The sequence below is a fragment of the Pseudomonas sp. FBCC-B1565 genome (assembly GCF_059133265.1).
Genome location: NZ_CP101438.1, coordinates 1,522,054 through 1,538,447 on the forward strand (window position 1 = coordinate 1,522,054; position 16,394 = coordinate 1,538,447).

At 59.4% G+C, this 16,394-nt stretch carries 15 protein-coding genes; 10 read left to right on the top strand and 5 right to left on the bottom strand.

The features are described from left to right. The first annotated feature begins 57 nt into the window (after window positions 1-57). Window positions 58-1,437 carry an MFS transporter gene (locus NL123_RS07275; protein ID WP_248483808.1) on the top strand — a complete coding sequence of 460 codons (1,380 nt, stop codon included), beginning with the start codon at window positions 58-60 and terminating at the stop codon, window positions 1,435-1,437. Between the two features lie 59 nt (window positions 1,438-1,496). On the opposite strand, the gene NL123_RS07280 is transcribed toward NL123_RS07275, so the two are convergent. The 4 genes from NL123_RS07280 to flgA form a co-directional block, all read right to left on the bottom strand. Further along, on the bottom strand, window positions 1,497-2,246 hold the full coding sequence (locus NL123_RS07280) for a flagellar brake protein (protein ID WP_058427498.1): 750 nt from the start codon (window positions 2,244-2,246) through the stop codon (window positions 1,497-1,499). A gap of 96 nt (window positions 2,247-2,342) precedes the next feature. Next, window positions 2,343-2,813, bottom strand: a complete 471-nt coding sequence (locus tag NL123_RS07285) for a flagella synthesis protein FlgN (RefSeq protein WP_058427497.1) — start codon at window positions 2,811-2,813, stop codon at window positions 2,343-2,345. Window positions 2,814-2,861: 48 nt separating this feature from the next. After that, window positions 2,862-3,185, bottom strand: coding sequence for a flagellar biosynthesis anti-sigma factor FlgM (flgM, locus tag NL123_RS07290; protein WP_058427496.1), 324 nt, complete (start codon window positions 3,183-3,185; stop codon window positions 2,862-2,864). A 141-nt stretch (window positions 3,186-3,326) separates the two neighbouring features. Next, entirely contained in the window at window positions 3,327-4,091 is a 765-nt protein-coding gene (flgA, locus tag NL123_RS07295; RefSeq protein ID WP_494357499.1) for a flagellar basal body P-ring formation chaperone FlgA, read from the bottom strand. A 94-nt stretch (window positions 4,092-4,185) separates the two neighbouring features. On the opposite strand from flgA, the gene NL123_RS07300 reads away from it, so the two are divergent. The 7 genes from NL123_RS07300 to NL123_RS07330 all read left to right on the top strand — a co-directional run bounded on the left by NL123_RS07300 (window position 4,186) and on the right by NL123_RS07330 (window position 10,500). Then, window positions 4,186-5,118, top strand: coding sequence for a chemotaxis protein CheV (locus NL123_RS07300; protein WP_071493972.1), 933 nt, complete (start codon window positions 4,186-4,188; stop codon window positions 5,116-5,118). Between the two features lie 42 nt (window positions 5,119-5,160). Beyond that, complete coding sequence (gene cheR / locus NL123_RS07305) at window positions 5,161-5,988, top strand: protein-glutamate O-methyltransferase CheR (protein WP_027607785.1); 828 nt, start codon at window positions 5,161-5,163, stop codon at window positions 5,986-5,988. A 309-nt stretch (window positions 5,989-6,297) separates the two neighbouring features. Then, window positions 6,298-6,705, top strand: coding sequence for a flagellar basal body rod protein FlgB (gene flgB, locus NL123_RS07310; RefSeq protein ID WP_010208346.1), 408 nt, complete (start codon window positions 6,298-6,300; stop codon window positions 6,703-6,705). A gap of 3 nt (window positions 6,706-6,708) precedes the next feature. After that, a complete protein-coding gene (gene flgC / locus NL123_RS07315; RefSeq protein ID WP_058427493.1) occupies window positions 6,709-7,152 on the top strand; it encodes a flagellar basal body rod protein FlgC in 444 nt (147 codons plus the stop codon). Between the two features lie 16 nt (window positions 7,153-7,168). Next, the gene (gene flgD, locus NL123_RS07320) at window positions 7,169-7,894 is read left to right on the top strand and encodes a flagellar hook assembly protein FlgD (protein ID WP_058427492.1); all 726 of its coding nucleotides are present in this window, start codon (window positions 7,169-7,171) and stop codon (window positions 7,892-7,894) included. Between the two features lie 31 nt (window positions 7,895-7,925). Then, on the top strand, window positions 7,926-9,236 hold the full coding sequence (gene flgE, locus NL123_RS07325) for a flagellar hook protein FlgE (RefSeq protein WP_058427491.1): 1,311 nt from the start codon (window positions 7,926-7,928) through the stop codon (window positions 9,234-9,236). 166 nt (window positions 9,237-9,402) lie between these two features. Next, the gene (locus tag NL123_RS07330; RefSeq protein WP_248483806.1) at window positions 9,403-10,500 is read left to right on the top strand and encodes a hypothetical protein; all 1,098 of its coding nucleotides are present in this window, start codon (window positions 9,403-9,405) and stop codon (window positions 10,498-10,500) included. A gap of 109 nt (window positions 10,501-10,609) precedes the next feature. On the opposite strand, the gene NL123_RS07335 is transcribed toward NL123_RS07330, so the two are convergent. Then, window positions 10,610-13,504 carry a ribonucleoside-diphosphate reductase subunit alpha gene (locus tag NL123_RS07335; RefSeq protein WP_248483804.1) on the bottom strand — a complete coding sequence of 965 codons (2,895 nt, stop codon included), beginning with the start codon at window positions 13,502-13,504 and terminating at the stop codon, window positions 10,610-10,612. 553 nt (window positions 13,505-14,057) lie between these two features. Between NL123_RS07335 and NL123_RS07340 the strand changes: the two genes are divergently transcribed. Together NL123_RS07340 and NL123_RS07345 are read left to right on the top strand one after the other, a co-directional pair. After that, on the top strand, window positions 14,058-14,783 hold the full coding sequence (locus NL123_RS07340) for a response regulator (RefSeq protein WP_494357500.1): 726 nt from the start codon (window positions 14,058-14,060) through the stop codon (window positions 14,781-14,783). After that, window positions 14,780-16,390, top strand: a complete 1,611-nt coding sequence (locus tag NL123_RS07345; RefSeq protein WP_248483800.1) for an ATP-binding protein — start codon at window positions 14,780-14,782, stop codon at window positions 16,388-16,390. The genes NL123_RS07340 and NL123_RS07345 overlap by 4 nt, the downstream gene beginning before the upstream one ends. Window positions 16,391-16,394 lie beyond the last annotated feature (4 nt).

The following is a 16,394-nucleotide window of genomic DNA, read 5'->3' on the forward strand; positions in this document are numbered from 1 at the left end:
CCGGACTATCATGCCGATAGGCCTGTCTCTCACTGCAAGGAGCCGCTCGGAACGCCGATGCGCCAGATCTGGAAATCTTTTCGAGCCCTTTATTTCGCCTCCTTGATGATGCTGATTGGCTCCGGCCTGCTCAGTACCTACCTGGCCTTGCGCCTGGCGGCCGACCATGTGGACAGCCTGTGGGTCGGTGCGCTGATGGCGGCCAACTATTTTGGCCTGGTGCTGGGCGGCAAGATCGGGCACCGCCTGATCGCCCGGGTCGGGCATATTCGTGCTTATGCAACCTGCGCTGGCATTGTCGGCGCGGCGGTGCTGGGGCATGGTCTGATCGACTGGCTGCCGGCCTGGATCGTGCTGCGGATGATCGTGGGCCTGGGGATGATGTGCCAGTACATGGTCATCGAGAGCTGGCTCAATGAACAGGCCGACGCCAAGCAGCGCGGCGTGGTGTTCAGCGGTTATATGATCGCGTCCTACCTGGGGCTGGTGCTCGGCCAGTTGATCCTGGTCATGCACCCTCAGCTCGGCCTCGAATTGCTGATGCTGGTCGCACTGTGCTTTGCGCTGTGCCTGGTGCCGGTGGCAATGACTCGCCGTATTCACCCGGCGCCCTTGCATCCGGCGCCGATGGAGCCACGCTTCTTTATCAAGCGCGTCCCGCAGTCGTTGAGTACGGTGCTGGGGGCAGGGGTGATCGTGGGCTCGTTCTATGGCCTGGCGCCGCTCTATGCCTCCCAGCAAGGGCTGTCTACCGAACAGGTGGGTCTGTTCATGGGCAGTTGTATTTTTGCCGGCCTGCTGGTGCAGTGGCCGTTGGGCTGGTTGTCGGACCGCTATGATCGCGCGCTGCTGATTCGTTGCTTTGCCCTGTGCCTGGCAGTGGCGGCGCTGCCGCTGGCATTACTGACCAAGGTGCCGCTGGAAGTACTGTTCGTGGCGGGCTTCGTGTGTTCTCTGGTGCAGTTCTGTTTGTACCCGCTGGCGGTGGCGTTCTCCAATGATCATGTGGAAGGCGACCGCCGTGTCTCGCTCACCGCCATGCTGCTGGTGACCTACGGTGTCGGTGCGAGTATCGGGCCGTTGCTGGCCGGTGTGGTGATGAAGGTGTTTGGCAGTCACATGCTGTATGCGTTTTTCAGCCTGTGTGCGCTGATCCTGGTGTGGCGGATTCGGCCGAAAGCCGTGACCAACCTGCATCAGGTGGATGACGCGCCGCTGCACCACGTGGCAATGCCCGACAGCATGTCCAGCTCGCCGTTGGTAGCCTGCCTCGATCCACGGGTGGACGAGGCGGTGGTGCAGGAGCAAATGCAAACCGCCGCGCCGGAACCCGATCCGGAAACGGTCACATCGGTCGACGAGCCGCTCTTTGAGGGGCCGCCTGAGCCGCCGGGCCCGGACGAGCATCCTCATGACTTGAGCAGGGCGCGCCCCTGAATACAAAAACGGGCAGATCCCATCAGGGTCTGCCCGTTTTTTTGCCGCGATCTTTGAGTTTAAAAATCGTCGTCTTTATCGAAACGTCGTGCTTCGCGTTGTAACTGGTAGACAAAGCGCTCGACCTGACGCTGCACCAGACCACTCATGTTGTGGAAGCGCACGCCGGCAAACGTGGTGTTGATCTTCTCTTCAAAGTGCAGGTAACGCAGTTCAACCGAGGTGGTCATGCTGCCGAAGGGCAGGGCGGCGATAAAGCGGTCGTAGACCTGGCCTAACTGCAGACGCTCGGAGATGTCTCCCTCAAAGCGCAATTTGCAACCTGTGGCGGAAATATCCAGCAGCTTGCCGCTGATCGGGGCCTTGAGCTTCTCGCCACCCAATTCGATGTTCACCAGTTGCGCCAGCTTCAGGGCAGCGCGAAAGGCATTGCGACGCTGGTGGTAGACCACTTCGTCGGGCAGGCTGCCGGTGTAGATGCGGTGGCCGTCCTTCTCGCTGATGCTCAGGTTGCCGTTGCTTTCCCAGGCAACGCGTACGCCGTCGTGGAAACCTTCGATACGGAAGGGTTCGCCATTTTCGAGGTAGCGTTCACCGTCGCGGGGGATCATTTCATCCAGGGCCAGGGTGCCGTTGTCCCGGCTGACGTCCACCAGGTAGCTCTGGAAGCGCTGGCTGCGTTCGTGGAAGGTAATGATCAGCGGGTCATGGCTATCTTGCAGCATGCGCAAGGTACTGGCGATTTCCAGAGGCGTGGTGAGGACCTTGGGTGGCTGCGGGGCATCTTCCGCATTAAGGGCGTTGAACACGGTTCTTCCATCTCCAGACAAAATACGACTACACGCAAGAGCGGGCATTCTGCCAGTATGTGGCGCGCCTTGGATAGGCCGCGCTGTAAACCGGCGTCAGGCTTGGCTGCGGGTGCTTGGCTTGACCAGGCGCGAGGTGGAACCCTGAGCGTTGTAAAGCGCTGGAGGCTCTCCGCCGTGAAGTATACGCAACTGGTTGGCGGTCGTGGCTTGCTGAAGCTGGATCGACTGACCGTTGAGTTGGTTGGCTTCCTGGCACTGGGTGAGCAATAGGTTGAGTTCTTTGCTCTGGGCCAGTAGTTGATCGCCGACCGAGGAGTGGCTGGCCAGCTGCGCGAGGCCATCATGGTCGGCGGGCAGGCCCAGGCTGACGAGGATCTCGCTGCGTTTTTTGCCGTGCTGTTCCAGCAGGACAATCAGCGATTGCTTGCGCGCCAGAATTTCTTCCAGCAGGGGCATGTCCCGGCCGTAAAGGGCCAGGGATTCTTCCCTGAGCAGCTCGAGCAGCAATTGCGTCGGTGCTAGATCATCAATGATCAGTTGAAGCAGGGTTTCGTCGTGATGCATGGCTGGCCTTGGGGTTTAAGCGTCCAAAAGCCCGGCGCAGGCCTTTGCCTAGCGCTCGGCTTCGAAATTAAGCAGCTTGCTGGCTACACGGTTGCTGTCGACTTTATAGCTGCCATCGGCGATTGCCTGTTTCAATTCGGCCACACGGGCTTTATTGACCACCGGTTGATCGCGCAGCGAGTCAGTGACCTTCTGCAACTGTTGAGCCTCATTGCTCAGGTGTACGGATTCCCCGCTCTGGCTGGCGCTGGCCTGTTCTGCCTTGGCGGGCAGTGGCTGAGCCTTGGCTTCTACGCTGTCCTTGGTGCCGACAGTGCGCGTAGGAGCCGACGTTGTCGGGGTGCTATTTAAACGGCTGAAATCGATGACCATGATCAAAAAACCTCTGGGTATTTGGACGCTTGCCATGTTTTCGGCCATATCCGGACAAACTTTAGGCTCGAATGACAATAAACTGCACCGGCCGGCATCCAACCGACAGTGTAGGAAAAGCTGGCGTCTGATACCAGTGGTCTATAAAGCCACCTCCACTTGGCCGGGGGCCGTGACTCGCGCCTTGATCACACGGTTGGAGTTGAGATTCTTCACGCGGATCTGTTCGCTCATGCCGCCGTTGGACAAGGCTTCCCCCGGCATTTTGACCTGCAGCGCGCCACTGCTGGCGGAAATCACTACCTGGTCACCTTTGCGAATCACCTCGGCCTGCTCCAGGTGCACCAGGGTGATGACCTGATCGGTGACCACTGGTCGGGTCAGTTTCTGCCCGACGGCCTGGTCGAGGGAGGTCAAGTAGCCCTGGCTGATCATGCTGATGTCGCGTTCGCGCAGCACCACGTCCTCAAAACCGATAATGCCCGTGCGTTTAAGTGGGCGGGCAACCACCACTACATCGCGGAACAATTTGACCTGGGCGGGCACGAACACCGTCCAGGGCGAGGCGCCGTCGCAGCGCACCCTCACCGTTACGCGACCGATGGGTTGGGCGGGGCTTTCCAGGGTGGCTGTCAATTCCTTGTCGCACATGGGCATGCGCAGGCGCGGGTCCAACTGGTTGACCTGGATTTCATAACGCCCCGGCGTCTGGGTGGTCGCCAGATAATCTTCTACAGTGAACTCAAGAAAGCCCTGGGTGACGCCGATAAGTAGATCAGGCAAGGTGACGTTATCTGCGCGGGCCGTGGCGCCCAGGCCCAAGGCAAGCAGTGCCAGCGGTGCGCACAGCAGTCTGCAATACCGTTTCAGGTGGAGGCGTCGGGAAACTGTCGTTTTAATATCCATGACCAATAAATAGCAAAGCTCGTGCCGTTTAGTGTTGGGTGCGCGTCACTGCCCTTATAGGTATGGCCGAAGGTTTTAGCGTGGGAGTCAAGGCATGGCAGGAGTAATGGATTCAGTAAACCAGCGCACACAGCTGGTGGGGCAGAATCGCCTGGAGTTGTTGCTTTTTCGCCTGGATGGCAAGCAGCTGTATGGCATCAACGTGTTCAAGGTGCGGGAAGTGTTGCAATGCCCCAAGCTGACGATCATGCCCAAGTCCAGCCCGGTAGTGTGTGGCGTTGCCAACATCCGTGGCGCGACGATCCCGATTCTTGATCTGGCCCTGGCCACCGGTTCCGCCGGTTTGCAGGACCGCGAAAGCCCGTTCGTGATCATTACCGAGTACAACACCAAGACCCAGGGTTTCCTGGTGCGTTCGGTGGAGCGCATCGTCAACATGAACTGGGAAGAGATCCATCCGCCGCCCAAGGGCACGGGGCGCGATCATTACCTCACGGCGGTGACGCGGGTCGACAACCAGTTGGTGGAAATCATCGACGTCGAGAAAATCCTCGCCGAAGTGGCGCCTACCTCCGAGTCGATCTCGGTGGGTGTGGTGGACGCCGAAACCGCGCACAAGGCAGTCTCACTGCGCGTGCTCACGGTGGACGACTCGTCCGTGGCGCGCAAGCAGGTGACCCGTTGCCTGCAAACCGTCGGCGTTGAAGTGGTCGCCCTCAATGATGGGCGCCAGGCGCTGGACTACCTGCGCAAGCTGGTGGATGACGGCAAGAAGCCGGAAGAAGAATTCTTGATGATGATTTCCGACATCGAGATGCCGGAAATGGACGGCTATACCCTCACGGCCGAGATCCGCAACGATCCACGCATGCAAAAATTGCATATCATCCTGCATACTTCGTTGTCGGGTGTATTCAACCAGGCGATGGTCAAGAAGGTCGGTGCCGATGACTTTTTGGCCAAATTCCGTCCTGATGACCTGGCATCCCGGGTTGTCGACCGGATCAAGGCGGCAGATCACAGCTAAGGTGTTTCCCTTGGCGGTCATACGATTTTAGAGGCGGTATCAGTGTCTACAGGTAATTTGGATTTTGAACAGTTCCGGGTCTTCCTGGAAAAAGCCTGTGGCATATTGCTCGGTGAAAACAAGCAGTACCTGGTATCCAGCCGTCTCAACAAACTGATGGAGCAGCAGGGCATCAAGTCGTTGGGTGAGTTGGTGCAGCGCATCCAGGGCCAGCCGCGCAGCGGGCTCAAGGAAATGGTGGTCGATGCCATGACCACCAACGAAACCCTGTGGTTTCGCGACACCTACCCGTTTGAAGTGCTCAAGAGCAAAGTGCTGCCGGAGGCCATCAAGGCCAGCCCGGGCCAGCGCCTGCGCATCTGGTCGGCGGCCTGCTCCTCGGGGCAGGAACCGTACTCGATTTCGATGTCCATCGATGAGTTCGAGCGGACCAACATGGGCCAGTTGAAGGCGGGGGCGCAAATTGTGGCCACCGATCTGTCCGGCACCATGCTCACCAACTGCAAGACCGGTGAGTACGACAGCCTGGCCCTGGGGCGTGGTCTGTCCCAGGAGCGCCTGCAGCGTTACTTCGACCCGAAAGGGGCAGGACGCTGGGCGGTCAAGGCGCCGATCAAGAACCGCGTGGAATTCCGCTCCTTCAACCTGCTCGACAGCTACGCCAGCCTGGGCAAGTTCGACATGGTGTTCTGCCGCAACGTGCTGATCTACTTCTCGGCCGAAGTGAAGAAAGACATCCTGTTGCGCATCCACGGCACGCTCAAGCGCGGTGGTTATCTGTTCCTTGGCGCTTCTGAGGCGCTGAACGGTCTGCCGGACCATTTCCAGATGGTGCAGTGCAGCCCGGGGATCATCTACCAGGCTAAATAAGGCTGTGCGGTAAAAAATGTGGGAGGGGGCTTGCTCCCGATGGCGGTGTGTCAGTGATCGATGTATCAACTGAACCACTGCCATCGGGAGCAAGCCCCCTCCCACATTTGGTTTGCGGCAAACCGCAATAAAGCGGCAACCCTCATTGCCGCTTTACTGGCGCGACGCGGAAACCGCTTGCCGCTTTTCCGGCATTGCCGCCGGCAACCCCTTACCAAAACCCTTGATATACGGGCTTGCGCCAGATTGGCATGCACCTTGCTATAACCCTGTTAACGAAAAGCAGGTCAGCCCTTGAAGGTTTCCGCCATGAGCATCAGCTTCGATAAAGCGCTCGGTATCCACGAACAAGCCCTGGGCTTCCGCGCCCAGCGTGCCGAAGTCCTGGCCAACAACATTGCCAACGCCGACACCCCGAACTACAAGGCTCGGGACCTGGACTTCTCCGCCGTGCTCGCCGCACAGCAGGACAAGACCAAGAACGGCACCTTCGCCTTGAACATGACCAACAGCCGTCATATCGAAGCGCAAGGCCTGAGCAATGGTGACGAGTCGTTGCTGTATCGCACGCCGATGCAACCGTCGATCGACCAGAACACCGTCGACGCCCAACTGGAGCAATCGGCCTACGCCGAGAACTCGGTGAACTTCCAGGCCAGCTTTACCCTGCTCAACAGCAAATTCAAAGGGCTGATGTCAGCCCTGCGTGGAGAGTAAGCCATGTCCCTGTCCAGTGTTTTCAATATTGCCGGCAGTGGCATGAGCGCGCAGACCACGCGCTTGAACACCGTCGCCAGTAACATCGCCAACGCCGAGACCGTGTCTTCGAGCATTGACCAGACCTACCGTGCCCGTCACCCGGTGTTCGCCACCATGTTCCAGGCAGGCCAGAACGGCGGCAGCGATTCGCTGTTCCAGGACCAGGGGGCCGCCGGCTCCGGCGTGCAGGTACTCGGTGTGGTCGAAGACCAGAGCAACCTTGAAGCGCGCTACGAACCCAACCATCCCGCTGCGAACGAAAAGGGTTATGTCTACTACCCCAACGTCAATGTGGTCGAGGAAATGGCTGACATGATTTCCGCCAGCCGCTCGTTCCAGACCAACGCGGAAATGATGAACACCGCCAAAACCATGATGCAGAAGGTCCTGACCCTGGGTCAGTGATAAGGGGCGCCAAACAATGGCCATCGTTGATACGTCAAACAACACGCCGGTCCAGGACCTGTTCAACTCCAAGGTCAAGAACGCCCAGGACAACAGCAGCGTCAGCGACGCCGCCAATAAGGCGACGGGCAAGCAGGCGTTGGGCAAGGATGCGTTCCTGCAACTGCTGGTGACCCAGCTGAAAAACCAGAACCCGCTGTCGCCGCAAGACAACGGCGCGTTCGTGGCGCAACTGGCGCAGTTCAGCAGCCTGGAAGGCATCAACACCCTGAACGACTCGGTGAATGCGATCTCCACCAACTTCAGTTCGTCTCAGGCGTTGCAGGCCTCGTCGCTGGTCGGGCGCTCGATCATCATCCAGACCGACAAGGCCATGGTTGATACGAGCAAGAGCATGACCGGTTCGGTGGCGGTGACCTCGGCGGTGGGCAACGTCTCCGTCAAGATCACCGACAAAGACGGCAACGTGGTGCGCACCATCGACATGGGGGCCCAGAGCGCCGGCACCCAGAACTTCATCTGGGATGGCAAGAACGACAAGGGCGAGGTTGCCCCGGCGGGTACCTACACCTTCAACGCCACCACCAAGAACGACAAGGGCGACTCCGTTGCCCTGGCCACTTCGCTGCCCGCGACGGTAACGAGCGTGACCCTGAGCAAGACCGGCGGCGAAATGCTGCTGAACCTGGCGGGCGGCATGGGCAGCGTCAAGCTGTCGCAAATTCAGACTATCGGTACATAGAGCCGGCTAAATACGGCAGAGGGAGAGAAACATGTCTTTTAACATCGGCCTTAGCGGCCTCTATGCGGCCAACAAACAACTGGACGTGACCGGCAACAACATCGCCAACGTCGCGACCACTGGCTTCAAGTCGTCCCGTGCGGAATTCGCCGACATCTACGCCGCGTCCAAGCTGGGCACCGGCCAGAACAGCATCGGCAACGGTGTGAACCTGGCGGCCGTGTCGCAGCAGTTCACCCAAGGTGACGTCAACGGCAGCGGCGGGATCCTGGACATGGCGATCCAGGGTGGCGGCTTCTTCGTGCAGAAGGGCAGTGACGGTTCGCTGGAGTACACCCGCAGCGGTGCCTTCCGTGCCGACAAAGACGGCTACATCACCAACAACACCGGCACTTCGCGCCTGCAAGGCTACGCGGCAGATGCCGATGGCAAGATCATCAAGGGCGGCCTGACCGACCTGCAACTGAACCTGTCGAACCTGCCGCCCAAGGCCTCCACCAAAGTGGATTCCACCAGTAACCTGAACTCCTCGGAGCCGGTGATCGACCAGGTGGCCAAGCCGTTCAACCCGAACGACACCAGCACCTTTACCACCCAGTACAGCACCACCTTGTACGACTCCCAGGGCAACGCGCACCCGATGGTGCAGTACCTGGTGAAAACCGACGGCAATAAGTGGAATGCCTATACCCTGATCGATGGTCGCAACCCTAATGGTTCGGCGCCAACCGGCACCCCATCGACCCCACCTGTGCCATCGACCTTGACCTTTGACGGCGCCGGCAAGCTGACCAGTGTGGTCACCGGTGGTGTCTCCGACAAGACCCTGACCATTACCGGTTGGGTTCCTGGCACCGTGACCAATGGTGTGTGGAAGGCCAACGGTGCGGATGCGAACCCAACAGGTATCGCCGTCAACATGGCCAACATCACCCAGTACAACTCGGCCACCTACCGCAACCCACCGGTCACCGATGGCTACGCCACCGGCCAGATCACCGGGCTGAAAATCGACGGTAGCGGCGTACTGTTCGCCACGTTCAGCAACCAGCAGAGCAAGGCCATCGGCCAGATCTCCCTGGCCAGCTTCAACAACGAGCAGGGCCTGCAGCCAGCCGGTGGCACAACCTGGAAAGAAACCTTCGCGTCGGGCCAGCCGGGTTACGACACCCCGCAAGCCGGTACCCTGGGGTCGATCGTGGCCAACTCCCTGGAGAACTCCAACGTCAACCTGACCAACGAGCTGGTGGACCTGATCAAGGCCCAGAGCAACTACCAGGCGAACGCCAAGACCATCTCCACCCAGAGCACCATCATGCAGACCATCATTCAGATGACGTGACGCTGTTGGCCTGATCCCTTGAAGAAAGAAGCCCCTCGACTGAGGGGTTTTTTTTGCATTGATTTTTTGGCAGGGCTACCCGCTCAAGAGATCACACGATTTGCTGGAACTACCTACACCTCTTGCTCCACCCATTGAGCCAATAGTTTTGTTAGAGGCGAAGGTTATGTGGGACTTATTGACGTCGGGCGATAGGGGCTTGGTGTATTGGCAAGGAGGGACGGGTGTACCGCGCACTGAGGAAACCAAAGACAGCACAGCTGCTGATAAGGATGCCGTCTTAAAACTACTCAAGGAACTGGAAGACGCTCAGAAAACCTCCAAGAACCAGACTGTTCAAGACTTGCGTGACAAGCTGAATGATTTGCGCAAGAAGTTGGGGGAGGACAAGTTCAAGGAGATTATCGAGCAGTTAAAAAAGGACGCGCCTAACAGTTGGCTTGAGTTTATGAAGGCACTGTTTCCTGAGCTGTTTCCAGATGACGTGTCGACTGATGTTGAATCGCAGTCAAGCCGCGGGATAGGAGGTGGTGTTGGTGGTTCGGGTGGTGGCGGTGGTGGACGCGGTCGCTACGAAGGCGGTGGCGTTGACCGTGGGGGGTTAGGGTTAGGAGAGGCGGTGGGTAACTTGCCGGTCACGGCGGGAACCCATCAAACCAATTTCGAGCCGGGTAGCTACAAACCTGGTGAAATGCCGAAAAATCTCTTTTCCGGTGCTTATCAGGGACAAGCAGGTAATTGCGGCGCTATTTCGGCTTGTAAGGCCATGATTGCGCAGTATGGGCCAGCGGGTGTGTTTAAGGACGTCAAGCGGGACTCAGCAGGTAATTACGATGTAACGCTCAAAGACGGCAATCATGTCCGGGTTACGCAGTCGCAGTACCGTGAGACAGCAGCAAAGGCTCAACTACAGGGACAGGATCCCAAGTTGCTTGGGTTTATGAATCTCATGTTGGCCGTGAATAACGTTCAGGCAATGAACCAGCGTAACGACGGTATTTCCGGGAGAAGCTTCAGCGAAGCCATTGATAGCATCAATAATGGGGAGTGGGCTAAGGAGACTTTCGATCGGTTGGGGTATAAAAATCTCGTAGAGAGAGTCAGTCCTTCTGAGTTGGCCAGGGGCCGGCCCGGCACCTTGGATAATTCGACACATTCGGTGGCGGTAATGGGCGGTAATGAGGATCGATGGGGTACGAAGTTCGGCAATGCACGCACTGATCCCAATTTGATTGCCTGGAGCTTCAAGCGGGGGTATGCCTAAGTAAAAAGAGGGATCTCCTGTAATCAAAAGCCCCCTGTAAGCCCGGTTGAAATCCTGGGCTTACAGGGGGCTCGCTGTTTCAGGTAGTTAAACCTGAAAGTGCCTCAGCTTACTGGCAAGCTTCGCAATCCGGCTCGTCAATCGCGCAGGCCTTTGGCACTGGCGCCGGGCCGGCTGGGGCTGCAAGCACCGAGTCATCACCATGGTTGCCGCTGGAAACCGCGTTCAGCTTACCGGTGTTGATGGTTGACTTCTCGGTGCTGGTCGCGGCCAGGGCACGGAGGTAGTAAGTGGTTTTCAGGCCACGGTACCACGCCATGCGGTAGGTCACGTCCAGCTTCTTGCCCGAAGCGCCGGCGATGTACAGGTTCAGGGACTGCGCCTGGTCGATCCACTTCTGACGACGGCTGGCGGCGTCAACGATCCACTTGGTGTCCACTTCGAAGGCAGTCGCGTAGAGCTCTTTGAGTTCCTGCGGGATGCGCTCGATCTGTTGCACGGAACCGTCGTAGTACTTCAGGTCGTTGATCATGACCGAGTCCCACAGGCCGCGAGCCTTGAGGTCGCGAACCAGGTACGGGTTGATCACGGTGAACTCGCCCGACAGGTTCGATTTCACATACAGGTTCTGGTAGGTCGGTTCGATCGACTGCGATACGCCGGTGATGTTGGCGATGGTGGCGGTCGGTGCGATGGCCATGATGTTGGAGTTACGAATGCCTTTCTGCACACGGGCACGTACCGGCGCCCAGTCCAGGGATTCGTTCAGGTCGACGTCGATGTACTTCTGGCCACGGGCTTCGATCAGGATCTGTTGCGAGTCCAGCGGCAGGATGCCCTTGGACCACAGCGAACCCTGGAACGTCTCGTAGGCGCCGCGCTCGTCGGCCAGGTCGCAGGAAGCCTGGATCGCGTAGTAGCTGACCGCTTCCATGGACTTGTCGGCGAACTCGACCGCTGCATCCGAACCGTAAGGAATGTGCTGCAGGTACAGCGCATCCTGGAAGCCCATGATGCCCAGGCCAACCGGACGGTGCTTGAAGTTGGAGTTCTGCGCCTGTGGCACCGAGTAGTAGTTGATGTCGATGACGTTATCGAGCATGCGAACAGCGGTGTTGACGGTGCGTTCCAGCTTGGCGGTGTCCAGCTTGCCGTTGACGATGTGGTTCGGCAGGTTGATCGAGCCCAGGTTGCAAACGGCGATCTCGTCCTTGTTGGTGTTCAAGGTGATCTCGGTGCACAGGTTCGAGCTGTGGACCACGCCCACGTGCTGCTGCGGGCTGCGCAGGTTGCACGGGTCTTTGAAGGTCAGCCATGGGTGGCCGGTTTCAAACAGCATGGACAGCATTTTGCGCCACAGGTCTTTGGCCTGGATGGTCTTGAACAGCTTGACCTTGCCTGGGTACTCGGTGAGGGCTTCGTAGTACTCGTAGCGCTCTTCGAAGGCTTTACCGGTCAGGTCGTGCAGGTCCGGCACTTCGGATGGCGAGAACAGGGTCCACTTGCCGTCATCGAAGACACGCTTCATGAACAGGTCAGGGATCCAGTTGGCGGTGTTCATGTCGTGGGTACGACGACGGTCATCACCGGTGTTCTTGCGCAGCTCGATGAACTCTTCAATGTCCATGTGCCAGGTTTCCAGGTAGGCGCACACCGCGCCTTTGCGCTTGCCACCCTGGTTTACGGCTACAGCGGTGTCGTTCACCACTTTCAGGAACGGCACGACGCCCTGGGACTTGCCGTTGGTGCCCTTGATGTACGAACCCAGCGCACGCACCGGGGTCCAGTCGTTGCCCAGGCCACCGGCGAATTTGGACAGCATGGCGTTGTCGTGGATCGCGTGGTAGATGCCCGACAGGTCATCCGGCACGGTGGTCAGGTAGCAGCTGGACAGCTGTGGACGCAGGGTGCCGGCGTTGAACAGGGTCGGGGTCGACGACATGTAGTCGAAGGACGACAGCAGGTTGTAGAACTCGATGGCACGGTCTTCTTTGTGCTTCTCTTCGATCGCCAGGCCCATGGCCACGCGCATGAAGAATACTTGCGGCAGTTCGAAGCGGATGCCGTCCTTGTGGATGAAGTAACGGTCGTACAGGGTCTGCAGGCCCAGGTAGGTAAACTGCTGGTCACGCTCGTGGTTGATCGCCTTGCCGAGTTTTTCCAGGTCGAAGGTGGCCAGGACCGGGTTCAGCAATTCGAATTCGATACCCTTGGCGATGTAGGCCGGCAGGGCTTTGGCGTACAGGTCGGCCATCTCATGATGAGTGGCGCTCTCGGCGACTTTCAGGAAGCCCAGGCCTTCGGCACGCAGGGTGTCCATCAGCAGGCGCGCAGTCACGAACGAGTAGTTCGGCTCGCGTTCAACCAGGGTACGGGCGGTCATCACCAGGGCGGTGTTGACGTCGGTCAGGGCCACGCCGTCGTACAGGTTCTTCAGGGTTTCGCGCTGGATCAGGTCACCGTCGACTTCTTCCAGGCCTTCGCAGGCCTCGGTGATGATGGTGTTCAGGCGGCCCAGGTCCAGCGGTGCAAAGCTGCCGTCGGCCAGGGTGATACGAATCGACGGATGCGCTTGCACGGCGGCTTCTTCGGCCGGGGAGCGTACGGCACGTTCCTTGGCGCGCGAATCACGGTAGATCACGTAGTCGCGGGCGACTTTCTGCTCGCCGGCACGCATCAGGGCCAGTTCGACCTGGTCCTGGATTTCTTCGATGTGGATGGTGCCGCCCGATGGCATGCGACGCTTGAAGGTCGCGGTGACTTGTTCGGTCAGGCGGGCAACGGTGTCGTGGATGCGCGACGAGGCAGCAGCGGTGCCGCCTTCAACTGCAAGAAACGCTTTGGTGATGGCGACGGTGATTTTGTCATCGGTGTAAGGAACGACAGTGCCGTTACGCTTGATCACGCGCAATTGGCCGGGTGCAGTGGCGGACAGATCCAGGTTCGAATCGGCGGCCTGCGGCACGGAGCCTTGCGGGTTCTCGCGAGTTGTGTCGGTTTGCATGGGGGGTTGTCTCCACGTTCTATATTTGATTGCGAGTGCCAGGCTCTTCCTGCAACACCCGTACCGTTTTCCATATCGGGGATGGGAAACAGCTGCCATCCGCGTGAGCGGTTTGGTCTACTGAAAATCGGTTGGTTCCATGCTGCGCTAGCAATAAAACGCTTGAATTTCGAGCCACTTGTGTGGTTGGGCGATTTCTGTGAAAACCCCACATGTAGGGTCTTCTGTAGTGCCGAGGTACAAGATAATGCGTTTTTGAGGGGTTAGCAACGCAGTAACCTGTGGATAACGCTGTGGGTAAAATGTGTAAGAAAGGTAGAACAGCCGTGTAGGCCGCATTGCTGCTGGATTACACCGTTTGTCATTAAATGTTACGGGCTCAAAACAAGCGGCCCATTTTCGAAGGGCGCGAACCCTATCACAAAAAAACGCGATCACCGAATGGATTTCCCGGCTTGTGTTTGAGGGCTGGCCCATGGCTACAATCGCCCACATCGGGCTAAGAAGTGACCCACATCATGCCCGCCTTTTATGACAGACATTGAGGTCACCCGTGGAGCAAGAAGCCTGGCAGGTATTGATAGTCGAAGACGACCAGCGATTGGCCGAGTTGACCCGTGAGTACCTGGAGAGCAACGGCCTGCGCGTCTCGGTGGAGGGCGATGGCGCCCTGGCAGCGGCGCGGATCATCGCCGAACAGCCCGACCTGGTGATCCTCGACCTGATGCTGCCCGGCGAAGACGGCCTGAGCATCTGCCGCAAGGTGCGCGAGCGCTATGACGGCGTGATCCTGATGCTCACCGCGCGCACCGACGACATGGACCAGGTGCTGGGCCTGGACATGGGCGCCGACGATTATGTGTGCAAGCCCGTGCGTCCGCGCCTGCTGCTGGCGCGCATCCAGGCCTTGCTGCGGCGCAGTGAGTCGGCCGAGACCGCCAGCGCGGAGAACCAGCGCCGCCTGCAATTCGGCCCCCTGGTGGTGGACAATGCCCTGCGCGAAGCCTGGCTGAATAATGACGGCATCGAACTGACCAGCGCCGAGTTCGACCTGCTGTGGCTATTGGTGGCGAATGCCGGGCGCATTCTGTCCCGCGAAGAAATCTTCATTGCCCTGCGCGGCATCGGCTACGACGGCCAGGATCGCTCCATCGACGTGCGTATTTCTCGCATCCGCCCCAAGATAGGTGACGACCCGATCCACCCGCGCCTGATCAAGACTATCCGCAGCAAAGGCTACCTGTTCGTCCCCGAAGCCGCCGCCGACATGCCGCTGTGAACTCGATCTTCCTGCGCATCTACGGCGGCATGTGCGCGGCGCTGATCCTGGTGGCGCTGCTCGGCGTACTCGCCCTGCACCTGCTCAACGAGGTGCGCAGCGGTCAGTACCGCGAGCGCCTGGCCCATGGCACCTTCGCCTTGATGGGCGACAACCTGCAACCCATGAGTGCCATCGAGCGCCAGCGCGCCCTGGCGGTGTGGGAGCGGTTGCTGGGGATCCCGCTGGAGTTGCGCCCGCTGGCCGATGCACAACTGGACTTGAGCCAGCGCAATCGCCTGCAACGCGGCCAGGTGCTGGTGCAACAGACCGGGCCACATGCCGCGCGGGTACTGCGTTTGGTCAGCGAGCAGGAGCCGCTTGTTCTAACCGGTGAAGTGCAGCAGATCAGCGAACAACTGGCACGCGCGACCATCTACCTGCTGGCCGATGAGCTGGTGCGCTTCCCGGTGGCCGAACAGCCGCAACGCCTGGCGCAGATAAAGGAAGCCAAGGGCTTTGGCTTTGACATGCACCTGATGCCCCTCGACCAGGCTGATATGGATGAAGACCAGCGCCGTCGTGTATCGGAAGGCGATACGGTGATGGCCCTGGGCAAGGGCGGCGATTCGATCCGCGTGTTTGCCGGCATGGTCGGTACGCCGTGGGTGCTGGAGATCGGCCCGTTGTATCAGATGAACCCTTACCCGGCGCAATGGCTGATCCTGATCGCCTTGATCGGCCTGACCCTGATCGGGCTGATCGTCTATCTATTGGTGCGCCAGCTTGAACGTCGGCTGCGCGGCCTGGAAGCCGCCGCCACGCGGATCGCCAAGGGCAACCTGGAAGTCCGGGTGCCGGCCCGTGGTGCCGATTCGGTGGGGCGGCTGGCGGCGGCGTTCAATGGCATGGCCGAGCATTTGCAACAGCTGCTGGCGATCCAGCGCGAACTGGTGCGCGCGGTGTCCCACGAGCTGCGCACGCCGGTGGCACGCTTGCGTTTTGGCCTGGAGATGGTCGGCGACGCGACTACCGTCGAGGCGCGGCGTAAATACCTGGAGGGCATGGACAGTGACATCCAGGACCTCGACGGCCTAGTGGATGAAATGCTCACTTATGCGCGCCTGGAACAAGGCTCGCCAGAGCTGAATTTCCAACGGGTCGACCTTGATGCGTTGCTCGATCAGGTGATCGGCGAATTATCGCCACTGCGTCCGCAAATAAATGTAGCCCGTGGTATTTGCTTGTCTTCGGCGCATTGGGACGACGCCTGGGTCGATGCCGAGCCGCGCTACCTGCACCGTGCGTTGCAGAATCTGGTGAGCAATGCCATGCGCCACGCCCAGGGCCAGGTGTTGATCAGTTATCAGGTGGGCCAGGTACGCTGCCGCATCGACGTGGAAGACGACGGCCCCGGCGTGCCGGAAAGCGCCTGGGAGCGCATCTTCACGCCCTTTCTACGCCTGGACGACAGTCGCACCCGTGCCTCGGGCGGGCATGGCCTGGGGTTGTCGATTGTGCGGCGGATTATCTATTGGCACGGTGGGCGGGCGTTGATCAGCAAGAGCAATAACTTGGGCGGCGCGTGTTTCAGTTTGAGTTGGCCCAGGGATCAGGATAAATCCTGATGGA

Coding starts and splice junctions, on each gene's coding strand:
- flgM (WP_058427496.1), bottom strand. CDS start 3,185: ATGGTCATCGATTTCAGCCGTTTAAATAGCACCCCGACAACGTCGGCT.
- flgD (WP_058427492.1), top strand. CDS start 7,169: ATGGCCATCGTTGATACGTCAAACAACACGCCGGTCCAGGACCTGTTC.
- NL123_RS07300 (WP_071493972.1), top strand. CDS start 4,186: ATGGCAGGAGTAATGGATTCAGTAAACCAGCGCACACAGCTGGTGGGG.
- NL123_RS07330 (WP_248483806.1), top strand. CDS start 9,403: ATGTGGGACTTATTGACGTCGGGCGATAGGGGCTTGGTGTATTGGCAA.
- flgB (WP_010208346.1), top strand. CDS start 6,298: ATGAGCATCAGCTTCGATAAAGCGCTCGGTATCCACGAACAAGCCCTG.
- flgE (WP_058427491.1), top strand. CDS start 7,926: ATGTCTTTTAACATCGGCCTTAGCGGCCTCTATGCGGCCAACAAACAA.
- flgC (WP_058427493.1), top strand. CDS start 6,709: ATGTCCCTGTCCAGTGTTTTCAATATTGCCGGCAGTGGCATGAGCGCG.
- NL123_RS07275 (WP_248483808.1), top strand. CDS start 58: ATGCGCCAGATCTGGAAATCTTTTCGAGCCCTTTATTTCGCCTCCTTG.
- flgA (WP_494357499.1), bottom strand. CDS start 4,091: ATGGATATTAAAACGACAGTTTCCCGACGCCTCCACCTGAAACGGTAT.
- NL123_RS07335 (WP_248483804.1), bottom strand. CDS start 13,504: ATGCAAACCGACACAACTCGCGAGAACCCGCAAGGCTCCGTGCCGCAG.
- NL123_RS07285 (WP_058427497.1), bottom strand. CDS start 2,813: ATGCATCACGACGAAACCCTGCTTCAACTGATCATTGATGATCTAGCA.